This is a genomic window from uncultured Alteromonas sp., from assembly GCF_963976965.1.
Lineage (GTDB): Bacteria > Pseudomonadota > Gammaproteobacteria > Enterobacterales > Alteromonadaceae > Alteromonas > Alteromonas naphthalenivorans.
The window spans coordinates 67,017-89,306 of record NZ_CAXBMP010000004.1 but is presented as its reverse complement, the minus strand read 5'-3'; the positions used below and the strand labels follow the sequence as shown (position 1 = coordinate 89,306).

24 protein-coding genes are annotated in these 22,290 nt (G+C 45.1%); 13 read left to right on the top strand and 11 right to left on the bottom strand.

What is annotated here, in order from left to right; genetic code table 11:
* Positions 1-6 precede the first annotated feature (6 nt).
* Genes gspH through AAC006_RS04725 form a run of 7 tightly spaced genes read left to right on the top strand, consistent with a single transcriptional unit; the run spans position 7 to position 5,130 of the window.
* Positions 7-636, top strand: a complete 630-nt coding sequence (gene gspH, locus AAC006_RS04755) for a type II secretion system minor pseudopilin GspH (protein ID WP_013786670.1) — start codon at positions 7-9, stop codon at positions 634-636.
* A 38-nt stretch (positions 637-674) separates the two neighbouring features.
* Complete coding sequence (gene gspI / locus AAC006_RS04750) at positions 675-1,037, top strand: type II secretion system minor pseudopilin GspI (RefSeq protein WP_126872145.1); 363 nt, start codon at positions 675-677, stop codon at positions 1,035-1,037.
* Entirely contained in the window at positions 1,037-1,657 is a 621-nt protein-coding gene (gene gspJ, locus AAC006_RS04745; protein WP_013786672.1) for a type II secretion system minor pseudopilin GspJ, read from the top strand. The genes gspI and gspJ overlap by 1 nt, the downstream gene beginning before the upstream one ends.
* Complete coding sequence (gene gspK / locus AAC006_RS04740) at positions 1,657-2,700, top strand: type II secretion system minor pseudopilin GspK (protein ID WP_288389466.1); 1,044 nt, start codon at positions 1,657-1,659, stop codon at positions 2,698-2,700. Before gspJ ends, gspK begins: the two co-directional genes overlap by 1 nt.
* Positions 2,700-3,899, top strand: a complete 1,200-nt coding sequence (gspL, locus tag AAC006_RS04735; RefSeq protein WP_129740434.1) for a type II secretion system protein GspL — start codon at positions 2,700-2,702, stop codon at positions 3,897-3,899. The genes gspK and gspL overlap by 1 nt, the downstream gene beginning before the upstream one ends.
* Positions 3,896-4,375: a type II secretion system protein M gene (locus AAC006_RS04730; protein WP_013786675.1), complete on the top strand. Its 480-nt coding sequence runs from the start codon at positions 3,896-3,898 to the stop codon at positions 4,373-4,375. Before gspL ends, AAC006_RS04730 begins: the two co-directional genes overlap by 4 nt.
* Entirely contained in the window at positions 4,372-5,130 is a 759-nt protein-coding gene (locus AAC006_RS04725) for a type II secretion system protein N (protein WP_013786676.1), read from the top strand. The genes AAC006_RS04730 and AAC006_RS04725 overlap by 4 nt, the downstream gene beginning before the upstream one ends.
* Before the next feature lie 17 nt (positions 5,131-5,147).
* Here the strand turns inward: AAC006_RS04725 and AAC006_RS04720 are convergent, their stop codons facing one another.
* The 4 genes from AAC006_RS04720 to yrfG all read right to left on the bottom strand — a co-directional run bounded on the left by AAC006_RS04720 (position 5,148) and on the right by yrfG (position 9,205).
* Positions 5,148-6,251, bottom strand: coding sequence for an MBL fold metallo-hydrolase (locus AAC006_RS04720; protein ID WP_339890795.1), 1,104 nt, complete (start codon positions 6,249-6,251; stop codon positions 5,148-5,150).
* Positions 6,252-6,320: 69 nt separating this feature from the next.
* Positions 6,321-7,709, bottom strand: coding sequence for an NAD-dependent succinate-semialdehyde dehydrogenase (locus AAC006_RS04715; protein WP_126872113.1), 1,389 nt, complete (start codon positions 7,707-7,709; stop codon positions 6,321-6,323).
* A gap of 256 nt (positions 7,710-7,965) precedes the next feature.
* Positions 7,966-8,508, bottom strand: coding sequence for an inosine/xanthosine triphosphatase (gene yjjX / locus AAC006_RS04710; RefSeq protein WP_013786679.1), 543 nt, complete (start codon positions 8,506-8,508; stop codon positions 7,966-7,968).
* Entirely contained in the window at positions 8,498-9,205 is a 708-nt protein-coding gene (yrfG, locus tag AAC006_RS04705) for a GMP/IMP nucleotidase (protein WP_126872114.1), read from the bottom strand. The genes yjjX and yrfG overlap by 11 nt, the downstream gene beginning before the upstream one ends.
* A 66-nt stretch (positions 9,206-9,271) precedes the next feature.
* Here yrfG and nudE point away from each other — a divergent pair, with 66 nt between their 5' ends.
* The 3 genes from nudE (at position 9,272) to AAC006_RS04690 (ending at position 11,348) form a co-directional block, all read left to right on the top strand.
* Entirely contained in the window at positions 9,272-9,835 is a 564-nt protein-coding gene (nudE, locus tag AAC006_RS04700; protein WP_013786681.1) for an ADP compounds hydrolase NudE, read from the top strand.
* Positions 9,836-9,838: 3 nt separating this feature from the next.
* Positions 9,839-10,687 (top strand): 3'(2'),5'-bisphosphate nucleotidase CysQ, encoded by an 849-nt coding sequence (gene cysQ / locus AAC006_RS04695; protein ID WP_013786682.1) that lies wholly within the window; start codon positions 9,839-9,841, stop codon positions 10,685-10,687.
* Positions 10,688-10,763: 76 nt separating this feature from the next.
* Positions 10,764-11,348 carry a YceI family protein gene (locus AAC006_RS04690; RefSeq protein ID WP_126872116.1) on the top strand — a complete coding sequence of 195 codons (585 nt, stop codon included), beginning with the start codon at positions 10,764-10,766 and terminating at the stop codon, positions 11,346-11,348.
* A gap of 111 nt (positions 11,349-11,459) precedes the next feature.
* Here the strand turns inward: AAC006_RS04690 and mdoH are convergent, their stop codons facing one another.
* Together mdoH and AAC006_RS04680 are read right to left on the bottom strand one after the other, a co-directional pair.
* Positions 11,460-13,412: a glucans biosynthesis glucosyltransferase MdoH gene (gene mdoH / locus AAC006_RS04685; RefSeq protein WP_041452640.1), complete on the bottom strand. Its 1,953-nt coding sequence runs from the start codon at positions 13,410-13,412 to the stop codon at positions 11,460-11,462.
* Complete coding sequence (locus tag AAC006_RS04680; RefSeq protein ID WP_126872117.1) at positions 13,393-15,087, bottom strand: glucan biosynthesis protein G; 1,695 nt, start codon at positions 15,085-15,087, stop codon at positions 13,393-13,395. The genes mdoH and AAC006_RS04680 overlap by 20 nt, the downstream gene beginning before the upstream one ends.
* Positions 15,088-15,697: 610 nt before the next feature.
* Here AAC006_RS04680 and AAC006_RS04675 point away from each other — a divergent pair.
* The gene (locus tag AAC006_RS04675; RefSeq protein WP_126872118.1) at positions 15,698-16,249 is read left to right on the top strand and encodes an outer membrane beta-barrel protein; all 552 of its coding nucleotides are present in this window, start codon (positions 15,698-15,700) and stop codon (positions 16,247-16,249) included.
* 109 nt (positions 16,250-16,358) lie between these two features.
* Here AAC006_RS04675 and AAC006_RS04670 read toward each other — a convergent pair whose 3' ends face one another.
* From AAC006_RS04670 to AAC006_RS04655, 4 genes are all read right to left on the bottom strand, one after another.
* Positions 16,359-16,601 carry a YheU family protein gene (locus AAC006_RS04670; protein ID WP_013786688.1) on the bottom strand — a complete coding sequence of 81 codons (243 nt, stop codon included), beginning with the start codon at positions 16,599-16,601 and terminating at the stop codon, positions 16,359-16,361.
* An 82-nt stretch (positions 16,602-16,683) separates the two neighbouring features.
* On the bottom strand, positions 16,684-17,712 hold the full coding sequence (locus AAC006_RS04665; RefSeq protein WP_126872119.1) for a hydrolase: 1,029 nt from the start codon (positions 17,710-17,712) through the stop codon (positions 16,684-16,686).
* A 19-nt stretch (positions 17,713-17,731) separates the two neighbouring features.
* Positions 17,732-18,259 carry a TIGR02444 family protein gene (locus AAC006_RS04660; protein ID WP_126872120.1) on the bottom strand — a complete coding sequence of 176 codons (528 nt, stop codon included), beginning with the start codon at positions 18,257-18,259 and terminating at the stop codon, positions 17,732-17,734.
* On the bottom strand, positions 18,246-20,183 hold the full coding sequence (locus AAC006_RS04655; protein ID WP_126872121.1) for an ATP-binding cassette domain-containing protein: 1,938 nt from the start codon (positions 20,181-20,183) through the stop codon (positions 18,246-18,248). The genes AAC006_RS04660 and AAC006_RS04655 overlap by 14 nt, the downstream gene beginning before the upstream one ends.
* Positions 20,184-20,300: 117 nt before the next feature.
* Here AAC006_RS04655 and AAC006_RS04650 point away from each other — a divergent pair, with 117 nt between their 5' ends.
* Together AAC006_RS04650 and AAC006_RS04645 are read left to right on the top strand one after the other, a co-directional pair.
* Complete coding sequence (locus AAC006_RS04650; protein ID WP_013786692.1) at positions 20,301-20,507, top strand: YheV family putative zinc ribbon protein; 207 nt, start codon at positions 20,301-20,303, stop codon at positions 20,505-20,507.
* Positions 20,508-20,782: 275 nt separating this feature from the next.
* Positions 20,783-21,928, top strand: a complete 1,146-nt coding sequence (locus AAC006_RS04645; RefSeq protein WP_126872122.1) for a DUF748 domain-containing protein — start codon at positions 20,783-20,785, stop codon at positions 21,926-21,928.
* A gap of 98 nt (positions 21,929-22,026) precedes the next feature.
* Here the strand turns inward: AAC006_RS04645 and AAC006_RS04640 are convergent, their stop codons facing one another.
* On the bottom strand, positions 22,027-22,287 hold the full coding sequence (locus AAC006_RS04640) for a SlyX family protein (RefSeq protein ID WP_013786694.1): 261 nt from the start codon (positions 22,285-22,287) through the stop codon (positions 22,027-22,029).
* Positions 22,288-22,290: the final 3 nt, after the last annotated feature.

Sequence of the window (22,290 nt, the reverse complement as noted above, 5' to 3'; positions counted from 1 at the left end):
TATTTTATGCTTGGCCGCTTTCATCCTCACAACAAGCACACTGGCTTCACGCTATTAGAAGTGATGCTGGTACTGTTGCTTATGGGCTTAGCGGCTGGCTACGTGATGTTCAATGCCTTTGGCGCCAGTAAAGCAGACTTGCTAAAAAGCCAAGCCCAACGACTACAAGTACTGGTCGATATGGCAAGCGATTATGCCGTGCTAAACCAGCAGCAACTTGGCATTCGTATAGAGCAAAAAGACAACGAATACTACTTTGTTTTTTTAGATGAAAATGATGAGTGGCAACGTATTGAGGGAGAGAAATATTATGAACCTCACACATTACCTGAAGACTTCTCATTTACGCTAAATTTAGACGACTTGCCTTGGACCAAAGAAGACCAACTTTTTGACCGAGGCATATTCGACGAAACCTTAAGCGTGTCTGAAGATGGTGTTGAAATAGGCAGCGAAGAAGAAAAGAAACTGCCACCGCCGCAAATATTAATCATGTCTAGCGGCGATATTACCCCCTTCAGCCTTAGTTTTGCCTATGAAGGCGACTTTAACGACGAACCCGTTTATTTTGCGCTAAACAATGAAGAGTTTCCGCCACTAGAATTGGCTGGCCCCTTTGAGAGCCCAGATCAGTGAAAAGCCCGTTTTCGCATTCGCCCAACAATCAAAAAGGCATGACACTGCTTGAAGTCATGGTGGCACTGCTTATTTTTGCCTTAACCGGTACGGCTATTCTAAAGGCCGCAGGGGATCACTTAAATAACGTAGGGCAAATTGAAGCGGTAACCTTTGCCAGCTATGTTGCCAGTAACCGGCTTAACCAGTTACAGCTTGATGATACTTGGCCACCTAAGAACAATTTAAAAGGCAGCATGGAAATGGCTGACCGTACTTGGTATTGGCAGCAAAAAGTAACTAAAACCAACGACGATGAACTTCGCTCGGTAAGTATCAGCGTAGGCTTAGATTCAGATTATTCTGGCAGTGTCACGTCAGTAACTACCTTTGTGGCCAAGCCCACCAGCGCAGGCATTTAATGAAGCAGCGCGGATTTACTCTCATTGAAATTCTGATTGCCATGGCTATTTTTACGCTCATTGGTTTGGCATCTACAGGCCTGCTAACCACGGTAATTGATAGCAACGACTTATCTAGCGAGCGCTTTGAGAAGTTACAACAACTACAACGTGCCATGGTCATCATAGAGCGTGATATTCAACAAGCGGTGCCACGGCCAGTTCGCGCTGAAGGGGAAACCCAAACCGTAGTAATGGCTGGCGGCGAGGTAGATGATAGTGACGGCGATGGTATTGGCTTTGTGCGCGGCGGTTGGCACAACCCTCAACTCATGTTGCCCCGAAGCACCCTACAATATGTGGCATATCGCCTTGATGAAGACCGACTAGAACGCCTTTATAGCAACTACGTCGATAATGTTATTGGCTATGAACCTAAGACCCGTACCCTGCTTGAAAATATAGAAAGCTTTACCGTTGAATTCATTAGCGCTGAAAGTAGTACTGATGACAGCGACGATCTAAGTTGGAGTGAAAGTTACCAAGGTGAAGCGTTACCCACTGCGGTGGCGATTGAGTTTGTGAGTAAAGATTTTGGTTTAGTACGTCGTGAGTTTGCCTTAACAGGAGGTTCGGCGTAATGGGCATTCTTATTAAAACGGCTATCAAAGCGCCTACAAAAACACCCCGTTCGCAGCCTTCTCGCCAACAAGGCGTGGCGCTTATGATTGTGCTGATGATTGTAGCGCTGGTATCTGTATTGGCCACTGAAATGGGTACCCGCTTGCAGTTGCAAGTTCAGCGCACCATGAATATTAAAGACAGTAATCAAGCGTACTGGTATGCCTTGGGAGCCGAGGCCTTTGCAAGAAAGTCGCTTCAAACCTTGATGGAAGAAACCGGTGATAAAATTTCGCTAGACCAGCCTTGGGCACAGGAATTTATGTACCCGTTAGACAATGGCGGTTTACAAGCGAACCTTACCGACCTTCAAGCATGCTTTAACCTAAACGCTATTCTACAAGGCAGCGCTAGCGCAAACGTGAATAGTGGTGATGGCGCTACCGAAGCGATGGATGCCTTTCACACTATGCTTTTGGCCCTTGAAATTGACGATCTAAACAGCTTTACCGCTGATACCGTGCGAGACAGTTTGGCCGACTGGGTAGATGAGGATGACAATATGCGCCCTTATGGCGCAGAAGATAGCGAGTATGAGTCGAGAGAGTTTCCTTACTTAGCAGCAAACGGACTACTGGCATCGACAAGCGAATTGCGTATTATTAATGGTGTCTCTGCGGTTTGGTTGAATGAAATTCTTCCTCTGGTTTGCGTAATTCCCGACAACGACACCCTAGCCATTAATGTGAATACCATAGATGAAGAACATGCAGCGCTATTAGCCGGCTTAACGGGGTTAGATTTACAACAAGCCACTAGCTTGCTGGGTAACCGCCCACAAGATGGCTGGGAAGACGTAAGCGAATTTCTGGCCGAGCCGAGTGTTGAAGCATTAAGTTTATCTGATAGCCGAAAAGAATGGTTTACGGTAACCACTGAGTATTTTATTTTGCACACTAAGACCCGTTACAATAAAGCAACGTTTCAACTTTCTACCGTATTTAACGCAAGTAGTGACGCGGGCGTAAAAATAATAAAGCGCGAGTTTGGAGGCGTAAAATAATGGAACAACTCCTGATTAGGTTAGGTGCCACCGAGGCCGACCCAATTAGCTGGCTAGTATGGTCTACAGCCGAAGAAGAAATTATCGCTTCTGGTGAACTTCCCAATGCCGACGCCCTTTCTACCTTAGCGGAACGCGCTGGGCACCGTGCGGTAATTGCATTAGCACCTAGCAGCGAAATATTACTTAAATGGGTAGCTTTACCGCCAAGAGCGGGTAGAAAGGTACTTTCTGCTTTGCCCTTCATGCTTGAAGATGAATTAGCCACTGATATTAGCGAACAGTTTTTTGCTATTGGTCCTAAAGTAGGCGATAGCCAAGCCGTTGCCGTGGTAAGTCATGCAAAACTTCAAATGTGGCAGCAATGGTTAGCTGATGCAGGCTTGTTCTGTAACCATCTAATTCCTGATGTACTCGCCGTACCGGTAACTGAAAACGGTTGGTCTGTACTCACCCTAGGCGAGCAAATGTTGGTACGCCAAGATACCTTTCAAGGTATACAGGGCGAGCAAGCGTGGTTGTTACCCACCCTGGGCCATTTCACCAGCCAACAAGAAGCCCCGGTTGTCATTACCAACTATGCGGGTATTGATTTAAGTGGTGTGCCGAATATCACGGTAAATGACGCCCCTCTTGAGCTACCTATGCATGTGTTAGCCAAAGAGGCGATGTCGAGCAGTTTCAACTTGCTTCAGGGCGAGTATAAAGTAAAACGTACTCGTAATAATGCGTGGGCACAATGGCGTGTCGCGGCTGTATTAGCGGTACTGGTGTTATGTACCAGCCTGGTTGATAAAACCGTTACCCTGTACCAGCTGAAATCTGATAACGCGGCGCTCTCCAGTGAAATAGATCAAGCGGTAAAATCTGGGTTCCCCAATATTGGCGTTTATCGTAACGTGAAGCTTAAGCTGCAATATGAGCTCGATAAATTATCAAAAACTGGCGGCGACGCCTCTATGTTAGTGATGCTAGATCAGCTTTCAGAAGCCTTTGCTAGCACACAAGTAAAACCACAAACTTTACGGTTTGATGCCACCCGCACCGAAATTCGTATTCAAGCGCAAGGTAAAAGCTTTGAGGCATTAGAGCAATTTCGCCGACAGGCGGAAGGTGCTGGATTTACCGTAGAGCAAGGGGCTATCAATAACCGTGATGACAATGTGATTGGCACGGTATCAATTAGGAGTGTGTTGTGAACGCACTAGTTAGCAAATTTAAAGCGCTTACTGAGCGCGAGCAAATACTGGTAATGATCTCTGCTGTGGTAGTGGTTATTGGTTTATTTTATTTTTTGATTTGGTCGCCCCTTAATGCAGCTTTGCATCAGCAAAAGCAATTGCTAGATAACCAACAAAGCTTGCTGGTATGGGTAAAAGACAGTGCCGTTCGCGCTCAACAACTCAGAAAAAGCAGCAACCGCGCTACGCCTTTTCGAGGCTCACTACCTCAAGCCGTTAACCGCACTACGTCAAGTCACAGCATCGCTATTTCGCGTATGCAACCGCAAGATGATGAGTTACAAGTTTGGATAGACCAAGCCCCTTTTAATGATGTGCTGGAATGGTTAAAAACCCTTGAAGGCATGGGCATTGTCATCATTCAGGCCGATATTGCTGAAGCTGATGATCCAGGTTACATCAAAGTTCGCCGTTTACAGTTAGGAAAAGCATGAAGTCTAAGTTTGGTTGGCTAGTGGGTGGCATTGTTGCCTTTCTAATTTTTGCAATTGCTTACATGCCTGCTATTCAGGTGATTGGCAGAGTAGACTTGCCAAAAAATGTATCGATAAGCGGTGTCAGTGGCACATTATGGACGGGTAAGGCGCAAACCATCGTGGTGAACGGACTCCCTATTAATAACGTTAATTGGGAGCTTAGCCCCCTTGCGTTGCTGATTGGAAAGGTAAGCGCGCATGTAAAAGCGGGTAACATTCGCGATGTAAACGACATTGCTTTTGAAGGGCCATTTAAAACCAGTTTGTTTAATACAAACAAAGTAGAAACCACAAACTTTTCAGTTTATCTCCCCGTAGACCGCGTGTTGGCGCAAGTGAATTTGCCTCTGCCAGTTAACGCCAGCGGGCGATTTAAAGTGAAGCTCGACGAACTTACCTTTGGCCCTCAGTGTGTGGCGCTACAAGGCACAGGTGATTGGTTGAATGCCGCCGTTGCAGGTACACAAGGCCCAATCGACTTTGGCACTTATTCTGCCAAACTTCGCTGTGTGGGTGACGACATTGGTATTGTGGTCAGCGAGCCAAATCTACTTGGCCTTTCTATTGATGCTGTAGTTAGCCCAGACATGAAAAAAGTTAAGGTAGACGGGAAATTTAAGCCAGATGATAGCCTTCCTCAAGAAGTACATCAGGCGTCTAAATTCTTCGGACAACCCGATGCGAATGGTTATATCGCCATTAAATTACAATAGGCGCAATGCTATATAAGTTAGCGGCCTTCTTCACGAGTAAGGTCGCTAACCAATGGAATATTCATTAGGTCTTGCGCGGCAAACACCCGACCGGGAGCAATAACCGCAATAGCCTCAGTAAGCCCATCTAGCCCTGCTTCGCTGCGCTTCATTATATGAGAAAGCACAATACGTTTTGCTTCGGACTCTTTAGCAATTTCAATAATTTGCTTAGGCGTCATATGTAAGTTGGTGGCTGCGCTACCCGCTCCCTTTTCAATATCTTCAATAGCATTATGTAACACAAGCACATCGGCATGCTTAGCAAAGTTAGCTAATGTTCCATCCGCATTGTTGGTGTCGCCTGAAAATACGGCAACACATTTATCAATAGTAACTTTCCACGCCAACGCAGGGATTGGGCCATGGTGCACCGATATAGCCTCTATGCTGATATCATCACTAATGGATGTGGAAAAAGTGGTATCTGCAACAGTGTGTGCAGACACCTTATAATCATCTTCACCTTCTTGGGTATAAGAAGACAGGTATTTAAATGCCCCTTCTTTACCTATCAGCGCATCGAGATACGCTTGAGTACTTGGCATAAGGTCGTTACCTGCAGGGCCATAGACGGTTAAATCTGTATCTCGACGTGTGAAATAACTTCCCTTGATAAAACTGGGTAGGTCGGCGGCATGATCAGTATGCAAATGAGATAATAAGATGGTGTCTACATCGGTAAAATCAGCACCCGACGCGCCAAATTGAACACTACTTCCACTCCCAGCATCTACCAACACGTTAGCCTTTTCGTCTTTCCAAAGAAGGTAGGATGCAGAAGCACGCCCATCATCGAGTTCTGGACCGCCAGAGCCAAGCACTTGTAATGAAACTCCTTCACATACGGTAGTGGCGCTTGTATCCGTTGATGCATGCTGCGGCAACGACTTCTGAACGGAATCACCAGGTCTTGCTATTGGATTGGCTATTGGATTGGCTGTCGGGTTGGCCGAAGGCGCTGCACAAACAAAAAAGGCTGAGGTAAGTAACCCCAGCCCAATACTTAGTTTTGTACCTACATTAGAACAGTGCGGCTTCGCAACACGGGCTGAACTAGATTTCATGGATGTGACTAACATACTACGTACTCCTATTCAGCGCCTTGTTGCAGATTAGCCCAACACTGTGGGCTAACCGCATTGGTACGCTTAGCTGTTTTGCTGCTCTGCGATCATGATGGTTTTGATATTAACGAATTCACGCATACCATAGCCACCGTGCTCACGACCGTAACCACTATCTTTAACACCGCCAAATGGCAAGTTAGGCTGAGCTAACGAATAACCGTTAATGTTTACCATACCCGTATCGAACTCGTTTTTGGCAAGGGCGATAGCGTTGTCGGTATCAGTACTAAAGATACCACCACCAAGACCGTAGCGTGAATCATTTGCTACTGTCATGGCTTCCTTGTCGTCACGAACGCGAATTAGCGAAGCCACTGGGCCAAATAATTCATCGTCGTACGCCGGCATGCCTGGTGAAACATTTTCTAATACAGTGATAGGGTAAAAATAACCACTACTATCTGGTACTTCACCGCCGAGTGATAAAGTTGCCCCTGCGTCCAATGACGTTTTCACTTGCTCGTGTAATTCATCGCGTAAATCTTCACGGGCCATAGGGCCTAAGTCGGTATTTTCATCCGCTGGGTCGCCTACTTTAAGTTTCTTACACTGGGCAACAAACTTATCTCTGAACTCATCATAAATACTATCGACGATAACAAAGCGCTTGGCTGCTACACAGGTTTCACCATTGTTGATAACACGGCCTTTAATACAGGTTTCAACCGCTTGGTCGATGTCAGCATCTGCTAGCACGATGAACGCATCGTTACTGCCTAGCTCCATCACTGTCTTTTTCGACAAACTTGCTGCTTCTTTAGCAACCTGCTTGCCCACTTCGTCACTACCTGTGAAGGTTACGCCGCGAACATGCTTATGTTTAATTAAGTCACTCGCTGTACCGCCATCAATCAATAGCGACTGATAAACGTTTTTAGGGAAACCAGCATCTTCATACATTTGTTGGATAGCCACGGCCATACCAAATACGTTTTTAGCATGCTTAAGTACCGTGGTATTACCCGCCATAATGTTTGAAACACTGTAGCGAATAACCTGATAAAGGGGGAAATTCCAAGGCTGAATACCTAAGATCACGCCAATAGGCTGGTAACTGATGATGGCACGACCACCTTCAAAAATACGATGTTCATCTTCAAGAATTTCAGCGCCATGTTCTGCCGTATAACGACAGATATTTGCACATAGCTGCACTTCTTGCCTACCTTGCTCAGCTACCTTACCCATTTCTCGGGTCATCAGGCTGGTTAAGTCGTCAATACGCTCTTCCATCAAATCAGCAAGGTTATTGAATAATTGGGCACGGGCGTCAAAAGAAGTTCTGCGCCAGTTTAAGTAGGCTTCTTGCGAGCGGGTTACCGCTTGCTCTGCATCATCCGCTGACATTAAATGATAATGATCTAGCTTCTCACCCGTTGCAGGGTTATACGTGTTGATTGTATCGCTCATTGTCACACTCCTTAATCCGTTTGTGATGGGAAGTAGTGCAACTACAGCGCCAGATTAGCCAGGCTAATGTTTCTAACGAAAGATCAACAAGATAGACTAATGATTAGACATTATGAGCGATATTCGAGAAAAGCCCGATAAGAAATTATTACGGAAATTTGTCACCATTTCGGTAGGGCTTACAGAGTATTTTTGAGTAAAACACTGCGGTTTACGATGTTATTTCAAAGGCAACTAGCAGCGTATATGTTGTATATCAATCGGTATATAAATCGGGAAAATGAAACTTTGCCATGGCTAACGTAAGCGCGACTTCATAAACACTTTGTCTCGAAGCATGATTAAGGGTAAGCAAGCCGATGGCGCCCCCTTTTTGCTTCACATTAGTAGTATTGAATAACTTATCCATTACAGGGCCTAGTTCTTCGCCCCGCTGCAATGCTTGATACACACTAACCGGTAACGGCAAATTGGCACTTCGGCCTATCGACATGCGCCCGCCGTTATAAATCGCCACGTAAGCAAAGGTAGCAGGACCATCTTCGAATACATCAACACCACCTTCAATAGCCACATACCACGAATCGTTTGTCTCGTCTTTGTGCATATCAATAAGTGCTTTTACGCGGTTTACCGCGCCTAGCCGCGTTTCTTCTTCGCTCATAGGCTGCTCAGAAACTCCACTAGGTACGCCCACTTCGTAAACATCGAAATCTTGCTCTAAGGTAATGGATAACGTGATGTGCGCCGCATTTACCTTAACCGGGTTTTTAGACCCTACAAATAATTTACTCAGCATGTTTACCTCCTTCGTTGCTAGAGACAGGGTTTGCCAAAATATCATCTAACATTAAACGATAGTCGGTAACAGCAGGAAATTCGGTAATATTACGGTTCGGTAAAGTGTTGTCAGGATTATCAACCGCAAGAAGGTGCTTTATACCAAACTCTTTTGCCGCATCTAATATTCGTATTGTATCGTCTACAAACAAGGTTCTCGCTGGGTTGAAGTTTAAGCGTGCGTGTAGCTTCTGCCACAGCAACTGCGACTCTTTAGTGACACCAAACTCATGGGTGGAGATTAAGTTATCAATATGTGCGTCTAACTGCGTACGCTCTATTTTTAACGACAAACTACCAGGGTGTGCATTAGTAACTAACACCACCTCGCGACCAGACTGATGCAACGCCTCTAAGAAAGGGACGGTATCGGGACGAATTTCAATAAGGTGCGCCAACTCGCGCTTTATCGGCATAATATCGATATCCAGTGTTTCTGCCCAATAGTCGAGGCAATACCACTGAATTTGACCGTGCACTTTTTCATAATGTGAGGCCATCATGTCACGACATTCTTGTTCAGGAATACCTTTGATTTCAGCCAAACGCGTTGGCAAATGGTCTAGCCAAAACCGGTTGTCGTAGTGCAAATCCAGTAGGGTGCCGTCCATATCTAACAACACCGTATCAATTTCATTCCAGGGCAGAAAGGGCAAGCGATTTTCCTTATAATGAAGTAAGCTAGTTACAGTAGGTATGATAACAAAGTTGTAGCAAGAGACATGCGAAAAATTGACCCGAACAAGCCGTTACCGCAAATTCACAATCGGGAAATTGTTGCCCAAAGTAAGCTTTTTCGCGTAGAGCGCCTAGACTTAGAGTTTTCTAATGGCGCAACGCGAGAGTTTGAACGGATGGCAGGTGGCAATCGTGGCGCCGTCATGATTGTTCCCATGATTGATAAAAATACCATGGTATTGATTCGTGAATATGCCGCAGGTACTCACTCCTATCAACTTGGCTTTCCAAAAGGCCTTATCGACCCAGGTGAAACCGCCATTGAAGCCGCCGATAGAGAATTGAAAGAAGAAGCAGGTTTTGGTGCGAATGAGCTGATTGAATTACACAAAGTTAGCATGGCACCTACCTTTTTTAATGCCAACATGACCATTGTAATAGCAAGAGATTTATACCCTGAACAACTAGAGGGTGATGAACCTGAGCCATTGGAAGTGATTCACTGGCCCCTTGCTGAAGCAGACGCGTTACTGGCTCGTGAAGATTTTGTTGAAGCCCGCTGTATCGCTGCGCTGTTACTTGCTCAAAAATGGTTGAAGGACCAATAGATTATGCCCGATGAACACCCCCACAGCGAACTATTAGAGCTCGCAAAAACCGTTGCCGTTGAAGCCGGCGAAGCTGTGCTTAAAGTGTATGATAAAGGCGATTTTGACGCTTACCAAAAAGAAGACGATTCTCCAGTTACTAGCGCCGACTACCTTGCCAACGATATTATTGTTAAACGCTTAAGCGACGCCACCCCCGACATTCCTATTCTGTCTGAAGAAAATAAGCATGCCAGCTTGGAAGAGCGAAAAGATTGGCCGCGTTATTGGCTTATCGATCCTATCGACGGCACCCAAGAGTTTATCGCCAGAAGCGGTGACTTTGCGGTGAACATCGCACTTATTGAAAATAATCAGCCTAAAATTGGTGTTATTTTCTGGCCCCCTGGGCAATCGCTGTATTTTGCCGAGAAGGGTAAAGGGGCTTATAAATCGTCACCTGACGGGGAAGAGAAAATTGCCGTCCGTAAGCTTGATGATCCTAAAAACAGTGTGGTGATGATTGCCATTAGTCGTAGGCAAAGCCGCGAAAAAGTATTAGGTCGTATGTGTGCAAAGCGGGTTTATCAAACCCTGCCATTAGGCAGCTGTTCGCTAAAAGCCTGCTTTATTGCAGAAGGTAAGGCCGATGTATTTATGCGAATTGGTGTAACGGGTGAGTGGGATACAGGTGCATCACAGTGCATAGTATCTGAAGCTGGAGGCAGTATTGCTGCTGCTAACTTCGAACCGCTTACTTATAACCAGCGTCATTCGCTAGAGAACCCAGATTTTGTAGTAATGGGCGATCAAAGAGTGCCATGGAAAGATGTTGTCCAGTATAATGATTTTGTAAACCCTCATCGTAATTAGTACGTTAGGTTATTTGGTCTATGCCATCTTCGAGTAGTCTCGAGTGGACATTATTATTATTTAAAGGAGTAATATTATGGTGACGACACGTATTCGTAAGGTAACAACTGCCTTGCTTGCATGCGGTCTTACGTTTCCTGCACTTGCTGACTGGGACCTAGATGGCGACACCAGTGTTTTGCATTTCCTTTCTACCAAGAATTCACAAATTACCGAAGTACATAAATTCGATAGTTTTGAAGGCAGTTTATCTAATGCTGGAAAATTGCGTGTTACGGTTAATTTGGCGTCGGTAAATACGTCAATCGATATTCGTAATACACGTATGCAAAACATGCTATTCAATGTGACAGAGTTTGCTGAAGCAACTTTCGATGCAACCTTACCTGAGTCAATGCTGAATTTAGCCGACGGCGAAGTGGCCAGCGGCAAAGTTGATGGCATTTTAACGTTGCATGGTATGGCGGTTCCTACTAGCTTCTCTGTAATGGCAAGCAAAGTAGACGCAGATACTTTAACGGTTTCAACTACCGCGCCTACGCTAATTAAAGCTGAGTCTTTCGGACTAACGGCAGGTATTGAAGCATTGCAAAAAATTGCAGGGCTAAAGAGTATTACTACTACGGTTCCGGTTTCTTTCTCCGTAACTTTTACCCAGTAAGTACACCTTATATAGAAAAAGCCGGGGCTTTACCTTTGAAGTAAAGCTGCCGGCTTTTTTGTGTCTGGCTGATTATGTTCAGCGCTTTAATCCACTAACGTGTACAACACGTTACGCGTTATTGACCAATGCTGGACGCATAGGCAGCGGCTTTTCACTTAATACTTGCTCAGGCATGGTTACCCACAAACTTTCAGGGAGTGCTGGCTCTTCTGCCTTGTACTGAGACAATGCGAAGTAATTCATAGCCACCCGCAAACGTTTAAGCGCGGTGCATTCATTCACTTCTTGGTCGATAACAAACACGCCCCATTTACGCATTTGTATGCCTAGATTATCACTGCTAGTAATACGAATAACCGGCGCAGCCAGTACCATTCCAATTAACACAGGTAGCAACCACATAAATAACGATGGTGTGTAATAAAATGTAGTCACACCCCAAATTACGGCTAAACAACTCATAATTTGAGTATGCTTAAAGGCCACACTCCAAGGTACTTTTTTACCTTCACGTTCTTGTGCTTCCCATTTAACAGAATGACCAACAAAAACACTGATCACAAAGAAGCTATGATAAAACATCATTAACGGTGCAATAAGAATGGCCATTGTAATTTCTAATGCAGAACTTTTCAGTAACGAAAAGGTGCCACCAAACTCTTCTCTGCGTTTGATAAGCGCCAATACTATCCCTAGTACTTTAGGTAAAAATAACAACGCAGCTGTACCCCACATTGTGACCATCATCATATCTTGACGGGCTACCTGCCAGCTTGGGAATAACTGATATTCAGAGGTAAAGAAATCTGGAACAGACGTAGCACGGATGAGTGCATCAGCTGTACCTAGCGCTAGCATACAAAACAGTATTAGTGATGAAATATAGGCAAACGCACCAAATAAGAAGTGAAGACGGTTAGCCGCTTTCAGGCCTTTCACGTTCAGCAAACCTAAATGCTGAATGTTACCTTGTACCCAACGACGATCACGAATAGCGTAATCGACAACGTTGCTAGGGACTTCTTCATAGCTGCCCGTGGTATCGGTCAGTAAATAGGCCTGCCAGCCTGCACGGCGAAGTAGCGCAGCTTCAACAAAGTCATGACTTAAAATTTCACCACCAAACGGGGCGCTGCCTTCTAATTTAGGTAAACCACAATGCTGCATAAAGGGCGCAATGCGAATAATCGCGTTATGACCCCAATAGTTGGCGCTATCGGTTTGCCAAAATGACAAACCTGTTGCCAGCATTGGGCTGTAAAGGTGCGCAGCAAATTGTACAAAGCGGCCAAAGAAGGTATTTTGACGTACCGGCATAGGGATAGTTTGTACTAATGCGGTATCTGGGTTTTGTTCAATACGGCGGGCTAAATCTAACATTCGCTCGCCAGTCATAATACTATCGGCATCTAATACAATCATAGATTCGTAGTTCGCGCCCCAGCGTTCGCAAAATTCTTTTAAGTTACCCACTTTGCGATGAAGGTTCTTTTCCCGGCGACGATAAAATACCTGCGACGCGTAGCTGCCTAAACGCTTGGTCATACGTTGCCACGCGCGAAGCTCGGCATCTGCTTTGTTTTGATCCCGTGTGTCACTTAGCATATAAAAATCGAAATGATCAGCTTGTGGCGTATTCATTAACTCACGGACACACGCTTCAAAACCCACCATAATTCGGCGCGTATCTTCATTGTATACAGGCATTACCACCGCATGGCGCTGAGTTAACTGTGTGGCTTCATCAGGCTTACTTTGCTTTTTACGTAAGCTTAAAGGGTCAATATTAAACAGTTGTAGTACAAAACCGATAATACCGGTCCAAAAGGCCATACACAGCCAAGCGAACAACATTAGGCCTAATCCAAGCTGGGCCATCTCAAGTTTAGTTAACCCATTAGGAAGAAAAATTTCATAAAGGCTCCAACCGGCCAAAGCCGTACTCGGAAGCACTAACATTGCCATTATAAATAAGCGCATGTGCTCTCCTGTCGTGATGAATCGATCACGCTTTGTTGAGGATTTAGGGGAAATGGAAGCATTACTTGGGTTGATAGACATAATTCCAAACCTCACTGATACGTTTGCCATCTAGCTCGATATAAGCACGCATATCTACCGTGCTTTTGTCTTTGGGCATAAGAAGAAAAGTGGCGCGCCATTCTTTACCTTCATTAACGGGGTAAAGGCGCTGCTGAGAAATTGCACCATTGCTACCTTGCACAATAAGCTTGGTAGTGTCTGGGTTGAAGCTTGTAGCCGTATTTTCATTAGCTGACAATTCAGGTGCTGCCAGTTCCGGCGATGAGAAGTCAGGAGAAGAGAAATCAACAATAAAGCGGCGCTGAGCCTGCTTTGTTTCATCTTTCACTTTCTCGCCAGGTAACGACGGTTTACTTTGGCGTGTACGAATAACGGTTGCTAACTCGCTAACAACGGGGTTTCGCTCTACTGTTTTTAAGGTATACGCAAAATAACGAGATTCACCGCTAAGTAATGGCGCTTCAGGCACCCAGTACGCCACAATATTGTCGTGCGTCTCTGAGTTAGTCGGTATTTCTACCACCTCTAAGCGACCTTTCTCGAACCCTTCGGTGGGCGTTACCCAAAGGCCTGGGCGAATATGATAGTTTGCTTCACCATCTAAGTAGTTACCCCACTCGCCATCGCGCTGTAACATGCCAAAACCTTTTGGCGCGCTGTCACTTAACGAAGTAATTTGTAGTTTTGCTGGGTTAGTCAATGGACGCCAAATCTCTTCATCTGCATGTGTCACCATTAATACACCGTCGCTGTCATGTACTTCAGGGCGATAGTCGTCTGAGCGCTTTTCACTGTTTTCGCCATAAAGAAACATGCTGGTAAAAGGGGCGACACCTAGCTTTTCTACATCTTCGCGGGCAAACAACCAGCTTTTCACATCTACTTGTGTATCTATGCCTGGCTCAATGACAAACTTGTACGCACCGGCCACTGACGGACTTTCCAGTCGAGCATAAATCGTAATAGGCTGGCCTTCTTTAGGCTCAATAAGCCAAAATTCAGTAAAGTGAGGAAATTCTTCCCCTTTCGTTAGGGCAGTATCAATGGCAAGCCCTCGAGCAGAAATACCATATACTTGGTTCTTACCCACTAGACGAAAATAAGAGGCCCCTAAAAATACGGCAAACTCATCTTTATAGGCTTCATTTTTCAATGGGTAATGAACCCGGAAGCCTGCAAACCCCGTTTTATCGTTGGTCAGCCCTGCTAACGGCGCAGCTTTGTCGTCATAGCGGAACATGTCACTAGAAAAGGGAATACGCTGAGCGCTATTAGATTCATCGATAGTGTGAACTGTCACAGGTAGCTCATAAAGAAAGCCAGGATGAAAAAACTGCACTTCGTAGTCGTTCTCGCCATTCCACAGGCTTTTTTCAGGATTAAAGCGGATAGCCCGATAGGTTTGATAATCAATTGATTTTAATCCGTCATCGAGACCATGATCGTTTTGCTCATAGCTTTCCTCGGCAGACGCTTTTGCGGCGTCGATAACAGATTGAAGAATAGGGGATGCATCACGAGGTTCGTTGCTATTACTCACCCCTTCAGCATTAATCACTGGCGCGACTAATAATGACAACGCACTGGTAATCACAACCGCAACGCGAGAGAAAAGTGACCTGGAGCGTCGCTTAGTTACTTTGCTGACGCTCTTCACGCCATCAAAGCGGCCTTGTTTAAACTCTTGGTGCATGTCGTAATCTCCGTGAATTAGGGCTATGCCAAAACGCGTTCAAAAAAGCCACCAGCTAACTCCGTAGATGAATGCCCAAAGGTGCTTTTTTGATAGGAACCTCGCTTACCCATAAAGGAAGAAGAACTGGGTAGCGAATTAACCGCGCTTGAACTCATTAAGAGCAGTTGCAAAGAATGATCCAACTTATCTAAAAGAGGTTGAATAACCATCAAACGTCATCTTTTCAAACATTTACAAAAGTACTTTTTGAATTTAAGCGCCATCTTTCACTGTGTAAAAACGTACCAGTCATTAGACGAAAGGATATAGTGTTGTTTTTTAGATACACATTTAGCAGATTTTGTTGTTCAGATAATCAACACTATTTGATAAATCTATTCCGGAGATAAAAAGCAGCTTTAGGTAAAAACCGCTATCTTTCTGTATGTTAAAGAAAAATCGTCTATTTAACCATCAGTTCATATCGTGATTGGCAAACCCTTTGCAAAACTAACTTCAGATTTAACGATGGAATTCGCGATACTTGTTTGCACATCACGATGCACAGGTTCGCAAAATTTGAAGCGCAGGTATTTTTTCTTTCTGCGATAAATAGGAGTTTTTTCAAATGCGCAAAGCAATCACTTTACTTACAGCACTTACCGCTACCGCAGCCTCTTTTGCAACGTTAGCCGAGTCTCCAGACTGGCGTTATGTAGAAGGCGGCTATAGCAAGATGGATTTTGACGATAACGAATCGTTCGAACCCGATGGTTTCGTACTAAGCAGCAAATATCTATTAAACAGCAACATTTACTTAAACGGTGAATACAGCAACTTTGAAGAAGGCAGCTTCGATTTCGATATGCTAACCCTAGGTGCTGGTTACAGAATGCCACTTAACGCCACTACCGATGCATATTTCGGCGCCAACTTTGAGCGTATCGATGGCGATTTCGATGATGAGACGGGCTACAGTGTGAATGCTGGCGTTCGTTCTATGGTGACTGAGCAGGTTGAGCTTCTAGGCGAAGTAGGCTACTACGACGTTGAAGATGGCGATGCCACGTTCAAAGTAGGCGCGAACTATTACATCACCCCTCAATGGGCCGTGGGTGCCAACTACAAGCTTATGGATGACTTAGACGTCATGCAGGTAACTGCACGCTACAGTTTCTAAACCTTTCTCGTTTTGGGATGCTCTCCTGATGAAAGGTAGCCGGGTCACTCGCCCGGCTTTTTTTATTCTTCAATTTACGTACAAGCTCTGTTTTAAGCAGCAGGTATACCTACTCTTCTTCAGCAGACTCACTTTGGGATGTCACATCGCCTTTTGGTCTGATATCCACGCTCTCGTGAAGCTCTGAATACACTAGCACGGCCTCACCACTTTTAAGCGCATCTAATACCTGTGTCACTTTGGTTTCCATAGTGACGTCTTCAGCGCCGTATTCTGTGCCTTCTCGCAGCACAAATGCTTCCACTAAACTATGTAGGGTTTCGGTATCAACCGCGTCGATTGGAATTATCATCTCTGCCTCCAGAAAAAAGTGAGCTCACGCTAACGATTAAGCATGAGATAAAGCCAGCTAACGTGCAAACAAGATAGGAAACTTACACGTAGGGCGTGGTGGGGTTAATGGGCAGTACATCGCTAACGTACCTTTTTACCCTTTCATGAAGCCACACTTTAGGGCTAAACACCGAACCTTGCATAAAGCCAACATGGCCACCACGCTCACTGAGTTCAAGGGTAACATTGCGTGCTAATTCTTCTTCTTTAGGCACCACTAAATGGTTCATAAAGGGGTCATCAATACTGTGTAATACAAGCGTAGGGCAATGAATAGCGCTCAAGAAGTGGTACGCACTGCACTTCTCGTAATAGTCGTTCGCGTCTTCGAAACCATGCAAGGGCGCTGTGACTTTTTCATCAAATTGCGCAAAACTGGAAATGCCATCAACATCATCACCCGTTAATTGGATAAGTTTACGATAGTCGATAAACGACATTTTCTTTCGTAGCGTGGTTTTTATGCTGTTTAAGAGGTATTTCTGATACACCCGCGAGAAACCGTGGTTAATTGATTTGGCACACTCAGACAGCTTCAACGGTGACGATATAGCAATAGCCGCATTCAGCCACTTTTGCGCGGGGTTCTCACCAAGCAGCTTTAACAGCATGTTACCACCAAGCGAAAAGCCCACAGCAACTTTAGGGAGTTGGGGGAATTTTTGGTTTAGCCAATCAAGAAAAAAGCTCGGATCGCCAGTCTCGCCAGAATGGTAGCCTCTTGGCTTTAGGTTCGGAACACCGCTACAGCCACGATAGTGCATCATCACCACTTGCCAGCCATTTACCGATAAATTGGCCATCATATCATTGGCGTAATGTGAACGAATGCTGCCTTCAAGGCCATGGAACATCACAATAATGCCCGAAGGCTCTGCGGGCTTTGGCCCCCATGCAACGTCGACAAAATCGTCATCTGGCAATGTTAGGCGTTCCATGCTGTATTTTAGCGGTAAGCGTTTTTGAATGAAGCGTGGCCATATAGTTTGAACATGACGGTTCTTTGCCCAACTTGGTACCCGAAAGCTGCTTTTTATAATCTTTCCATGCGATAACGCGATTTTGCTCATGATGTTTTCTTATTTTTTTCTACGACAATTGCTTAAGTAACTGGCTAATTAATTCACGGGCTTCCTGTTTTTCTCGTAGCTTATACCCATTAATAAGTGCAGCGATAGAGGCATTGAACACACCTGACATACTAGAGGCGCCTGAGGGCAAGGACGCTAAACCAAGGCTATTAACCGTTTCTACAATAATAGCTTGTTGCGCTTTTTCTAATTCCAGCTCGTCATCTTTTAGCTGATTGTATTTCGCTAAGGCCTGCGGGTAGTTTGCATCTTGTTTGTCTTCTGGCTTCGCTTGCTTTCGCTCAAGTCGATGTTGCTTAAGAGCGTGCTCTGATGCTTCAACGGCGTTTATCACCGCGTTTAACTGAGGCAAATTAATAATGAAGCCATGTTCAATACACCAGCATATCAACAATAGTATGTTTACGTTCACACCATGGCGGTCTTGCAACAAAATGGCAAGTGGCGCTACGTCGCCTTTGCCATAGCGACTACCTGCGTATTGCCAAAAATCTTCTGCATTTACAATCGCATTACTGTGCTTCATAGCTTGCGCGCTGCGCCTCCATTTGCTCTTGTGCATCGAGCCATTGCATCTCTTCTTCTTCAAGCTCCTGAGTGAGCTTTGCCTGTTTATCTAACAGTTGCATCAGCTCGGCTTTCTTATCATCGTTATACAAACTTGTATCTGATAACGATGCTTCAAGGGTTTTCAACTCGTCTGAACATTTGTCCATGGCCTTTTCGTGCTTCTCTAAGGCTTTTTTCAGTGGTGCGACTTGCTTTCTAAACTCTGCTTCTCGGCGCTTTTCTTCTTTACGATCGATTTTACGCTCGCTAACAGCGCTTGCGTCTTCATTTAACGCTTTCGCATCGCTGTTCGCTTTGGCTTTTTCGGCGGCTTGTTGCTTTAAAATCCAGTCGCGGTAGTCGTCTAAGTCGCCAGTGAACGCCGCCACTTCGCCGCTATCTACTAAGTAAAAGTCTTCGCATACCGATGAGAGTAAAAATCTATCGTGCGATACCAACACCATGGCACCCTCAAAGCCTTGTAGCGCAATATTCAACGCATGACGCATTTCTAAATCAAGGTGGTTGGTAGGCTCATCGAGCAATAACAAGTTTGGCTTTTGATACACAATAAGCGCTAACACTAACCGCGCTTTTTCGCCACCAGACATAGGCGCAACAGCTGAAAGCGCTTCATCGCCGTTAAAGCCAAAACCGCCTAAATAATCTCGCAATTGCTGTTCGGTAGCTTTTTCGTCTATGCGCTGTAAGTGCAAAATAGGCGTGGCGTTAGGGTCGAGAGTTTCTAATTGATGCTGAGCAAAGTAACCAATCTTGAGGCCTTTAGCAGTATCGAAAACGCCTTGTTTCGGGGCATGTACACCAGCTAACAACTTGATAAGAGTAGATTTACCTTGGCCGTTTCGCCCCAATAGACCAATACGGCTTCCTGGCACCAAGTTAAGCTTCACTTGCTGCAATACAATATGGTCATCATAACCTAACTGTACGTGCTCCATTTGCACCAGGGGGTTAGGCAGTGCAGCAGGCGGTACGAACTCAAAACTGAATGGGCTAGCCGCATGAGCTGGCAACAGCGTTTCCATTTTTTCAAGTTGCTTAATGCGGCTTTGCGCTTGCTTGGCTTTACTCGCTTTGGCCTTAAAGCGGGTAATAAAAGAGGTTAAATGCGCCACTTTTTGCTGCTGCTTTTCAAACTCTATATTTTGTAAACGAAGTCGTTCGGCACGCTGCCTTTCAAAGGCAGAATAGTTACCGGTATAGGTAATTAGCTGTTGCTGCTCAACACTAATAATTTGCGCTACCGTGTTATCAATGAACGCTTTATCGTGAGAAATGAGCAGCAAGGTACCTTCGTAGCGCTGCAGCCACTTTTCTAGCCAAATAACGGCATCTAAATCTAAGTGGTTTGTGGGCTCATCTAGCAACAATAGGTCAGAGGGGCATAGCAGTGCTTGCGCCAAGTTAAGACGCATACGCCAACCACCAGAGAAATCAGTAACCGGTGCGGTAAGCTGAACGTTGGTAAAGCCCAGCCCTGATAGAATAGTCGCGGCTCTTGCTTCTACATCGTAAGCGCCAGCTTGCTCTAGTTGGCCATGAATTTTACCAATCAATACGCCGTCTTCATCTTGCTCAGCTTGGTGAAGCTGTGCTTGTAAACGGCGAAGATTTCTATCACCATCAATAACGTACTCTATTGCACGTCTGTCGGTGGCAGGGGTTTCTTGTGCAACACTCACTATACGCCAATCAGCAGGTACTACACAGTCGCCTGCATCTACTGACATTTCGTTACGCAGTAAGGAAAACAGGGTCGATTTACCACAGCCATTGCTCCCTATAAGGGCGACTTTATGGCCTGGAAATACCTGCGCCGATGCACTTTCTAGCAGTACTTTTCTGCCACGCATTAGCGATACGTTGGTAAGCTTTATCATTCATAACCTTCGCGGGAACAATTTAGGTCGCGTATAATAGCAAATTCCTATCAAAATCTGATCAGGAAATGGCTTTTCACGGTATAATACTGAGTAAATTACGTTAAGAGAGCTGCAATGCAAAAATCGATTAAACGCCGCTTCGTTGCAGGCGCTACCTGCCCAAAATGCCAAGCGTTAGACACTATCTCGCTATATTACGAAAATAACGTAGAAAAGCTAGAGTGCGTGGCTTGTGGTTACAATGAAGCGCAAACCGAAGAACAAGTGAATGCCGCCACCCGCGAAAACGAAAACGTGATTGGCATTTTCAAACCTCACTAGTTCGCGGTTGCATCCATCACGTTTGTGTCACTTCTGATTTCACTGTTCACGCTATTACCATTAGCGCCAGTGTACTACTCATAAGCAGTAACTATTACGCATTCTGTGAAGATCCCGCCCACATTCGGCGTATCTTTACATTATGCAGTGTTAAAAAGCGCCATCTTCCATCACATTAACTCACTGATAGAAAAGAGTTATTCAACCTCACCACATTTACATTAGGCTGACTTTGGGCGGCATAAATCTTGAAATACTCTTTGAAAGGAGTATTTATGAAAACCGCAAATCGTTACTTATTTATTTCACTCGCCATTGTACTTGGGTTGCTCATTATCATTCGTATGAGCATGCCTTATGCGGCTCAGTGGTATATCAATAAAACACTCAGTCAGCCGGGTGAATACAGCGGCCGAGTAGGTGACGTAGATTTAATGCTATGGCGCGGTGCTTATAGTTTAGAGCATGTGTTGTTGTACAAGTCTAACGGACAAGTAGACAAGCCTTTGTTTCGCGCCGATAAGGTTGAGTTCACATTGAACTGGAGCCAACTTATCAAAGGGGCCGCAAGCGGTACTGTAAACCTTACTCGTCCTGAAATTAATTTTGTCGATGGTGCCACCAGTGATAACAGTCAAGCCGGTAAAAACGAAGATTGGCTCAACATTGCAAATCAACTATTCCCATTAAGTATCGATAAACTCAGTGTTTCAGATGGGAAAATTGGTTTTTATAACCCTGAAACCTCGCCTGTTATTGATATCTCGCTGCACGATATCCAAGGTGAAGTCACGAATCTAGTGAATAGCGATGCGTTATCTGACAATCGGGTGGCTAACGCTACAGTGAGCGCACAAACTGCCCAGCAAGGTACACTGAACCTTAAAGCAAAGCTTAACCCTGCCACACAAAATCCCACTTTCGATCTCAATCTTCAAGCCGACAATGTGGCACTAATTAACTTTAAGAACCTGCTGGATACCTACGCGCCATTCGACCTAGAGGCTGGCTCACTTACGCTGGCTGCCGAAGTCGCTGCCGATGATGGAAAAGTAAAGGGTTACATAAAACCCATTTTGCACCATGTGGAAGTATTTTCATGGAAGGGCGATATTGAACGAGATGGCGATGGATTTCTTGAAGGTACCGTAGAGCTATTATCGGCTTTTATTACTGAGATATTTGAGAACCAAAGTGAAGATCAAGTCGCTACTCGCATTCCGATTGAAGGGGATTTGAGTAGCCCAGATACCGATGTATTTAGTGCGCTGGGCGCCATTATCAAAAACGCTTTTATCAAAGCAATCAGCGGCGACATTGAAGAGTCGGTAGAGCTGGAAACCTTATCTGAACCCGCATTGCCTGATTCAACCAACACCACTGAATCAGACAGTCAAAGCACGTCACCTGATACGCGCTAGCTTTCTATGCCCTAGCGCTCTGCGCCCTAATACAACAAGCCTTTTCGTTACATCAAGACTCGCTAATGTTTCGAAAGCTAATATTAGGGTTCGGGTTATTAATAATGGGGAGGCGGTGTTTCTTCTGAGTCTTTGGCCATGTTCGAAGGCTCAATTGACTTAACCTTGTCGATAACGTGGCGTAACTTATAGGTAAGCTCATCTAGTTGTTGCTGCTGCGAAGACAGCGCTTCGTTTAAAGCTTCAATAGTATGCTCTTGAAACGCTATTTTCGTTTGGAGCTCTTCAATACTGTTGTTCGTACTATCGAGTTCTACCCGAAATGCGACACTGTCAGTACCGCTATTTTTATCTGTCATAAT

What these genes read in the sequence shown, in the direction of transcription:
- gspH (WP_013786670.1), top strand. Translation starts at nt 7, where the DNA reads ATGCTTGGCCGCTTTCATCCTCACAACAAGCACACTGGCTTCACGCTA.
- gspI (WP_126872145.1), top strand. Translation starts at nt 675, where the DNA reads ATGACACTGCTTGAAGTCATGGTGGCACTGCTTATTTTTGCCTTAACC.
- gspJ (WP_013786672.1), top strand. Translation starts at nt 1,037, where the DNA reads ATGAAGCAGCGCGGATTTACTCTCATTGAAATTCTGATTGCCATGGCT.
- gspK (WP_288389466.1), top strand. Translation starts at nt 1,657, where the DNA reads ATGGGCATTCTTATTAAAACGGCTATCAAAGCGCCTACAAAAACACCC.
- gspL (WP_129740434.1), top strand. Translation starts at nt 2,700, where the DNA reads ATGGAACAACTCCTGATTAGGTTAGGTGCCACCGAGGCCGACCCAATT.
- AAC006_RS04725 (WP_013786676.1), top strand. Translation starts at nt 4,372, where the DNA reads ATGAAGTCTAAGTTTGGTTGGCTAGTGGGTGGCATTGTTGCCTTTCTA.
- AAC006_RS04720 (WP_339890795.1), bottom strand. Translation starts at nt 6,251, where the DNA reads ATGTTAGTCACATCCATGAAATCTAGTTCAGCCCGTGTTGCGAAGCCG.
- AAC006_RS04715 (WP_126872113.1), bottom strand. Translation starts at nt 7,709, where the DNA reads ATGAGCGATACAATCAACACGTATAACCCTGCAACGGGTGAGAAGCTA.
- yjjX (WP_013786679.1), bottom strand. Translation starts at nt 8,508, where the DNA reads ATGCTGAGTAAATTATTTGTAGGGTCTAAAAACCCGGTTAAGGTAAAT.
- nudE (WP_013786681.1), top strand. Translation starts at nt 9,272, where the DNA reads ATGCGAAAAATTGACCCGAACAAGCCGTTACCGCAAATTCACAATCGG.
- cysQ (WP_013786682.1), top strand. Translation starts at nt 9,839, where the DNA reads ATGCCCGATGAACACCCCCACAGCGAACTATTAGAGCTCGCAAAAACC.
- AAC006_RS04690 (WP_126872116.1), top strand. Translation starts at nt 10,764, where the DNA reads ATGGTGACGACACGTATTCGTAAGGTAACAACTGCCTTGCTTGCATGC.
- mdoH (WP_041452640.1), bottom strand. Translation starts at nt 13,412, where the DNA reads ATGTCTATCAACCCAAGTAATGCTTCCATTTCCCCTAAATCCTCAACA.
- AAC006_RS04680 (WP_126872117.1), bottom strand. Translation starts at nt 15,087, where the DNA reads ATGCACCAAGAGTTTAAACAAGGCCGCTTTGATGGCGTGAAGAGCGTC.
- AAC006_RS04675 (WP_126872118.1), top strand. Translation starts at nt 15,698, where the DNA reads ATGCGCAAAGCAATCACTTTACTTACAGCACTTACCGCTACCGCAGCC.
- AAC006_RS04670 (WP_013786688.1), bottom strand. Translation starts at nt 16,601, where the DNA reads ATGATAATTCCAATCGACGCGGTTGATACCGAAACCCTACATAGTTTA.
- AAC006_RS04665 (WP_126872119.1), bottom strand. Translation starts at nt 17,712, where the DNA reads ATGAGCAAAATCGCGTTATCGCATGGAAAGATTATAAAAAGCAGCTTT.
- AAC006_RS04660 (WP_126872120.1), bottom strand. Translation starts at nt 18,259, where the DNA reads ATGAAGCACAGTAATGCGATTGTAAATGCAGAAGATTTTTGGCAATAC.
- AAC006_RS04655 (WP_126872121.1), bottom strand. Translation starts at nt 20,183, where the DNA reads ATGATAAAGCTTACCAACGTATCGCTAATGCGTGGCAGAAAAGTACTG.
- AAC006_RS04650 (WP_013786692.1), top strand. Translation starts at nt 20,301, where the DNA reads ATGCAAAAATCGATTAAACGCCGCTTCGTTGCAGGCGCTACCTGCCCA.
- AAC006_RS04645 (WP_126872122.1), top strand. Translation starts at nt 20,783, where the DNA reads ATGAAAACCGCAAATCGTTACTTATTTATTTCACTCGCCATTGTACTT.
- AAC006_RS04640 (WP_013786694.1), bottom strand. Translation starts at nt 22,287, where the DNA reads ATGACAGATAAAAATAGCGGTACTGACAGTGTCGCATTTCGGGTAGAA.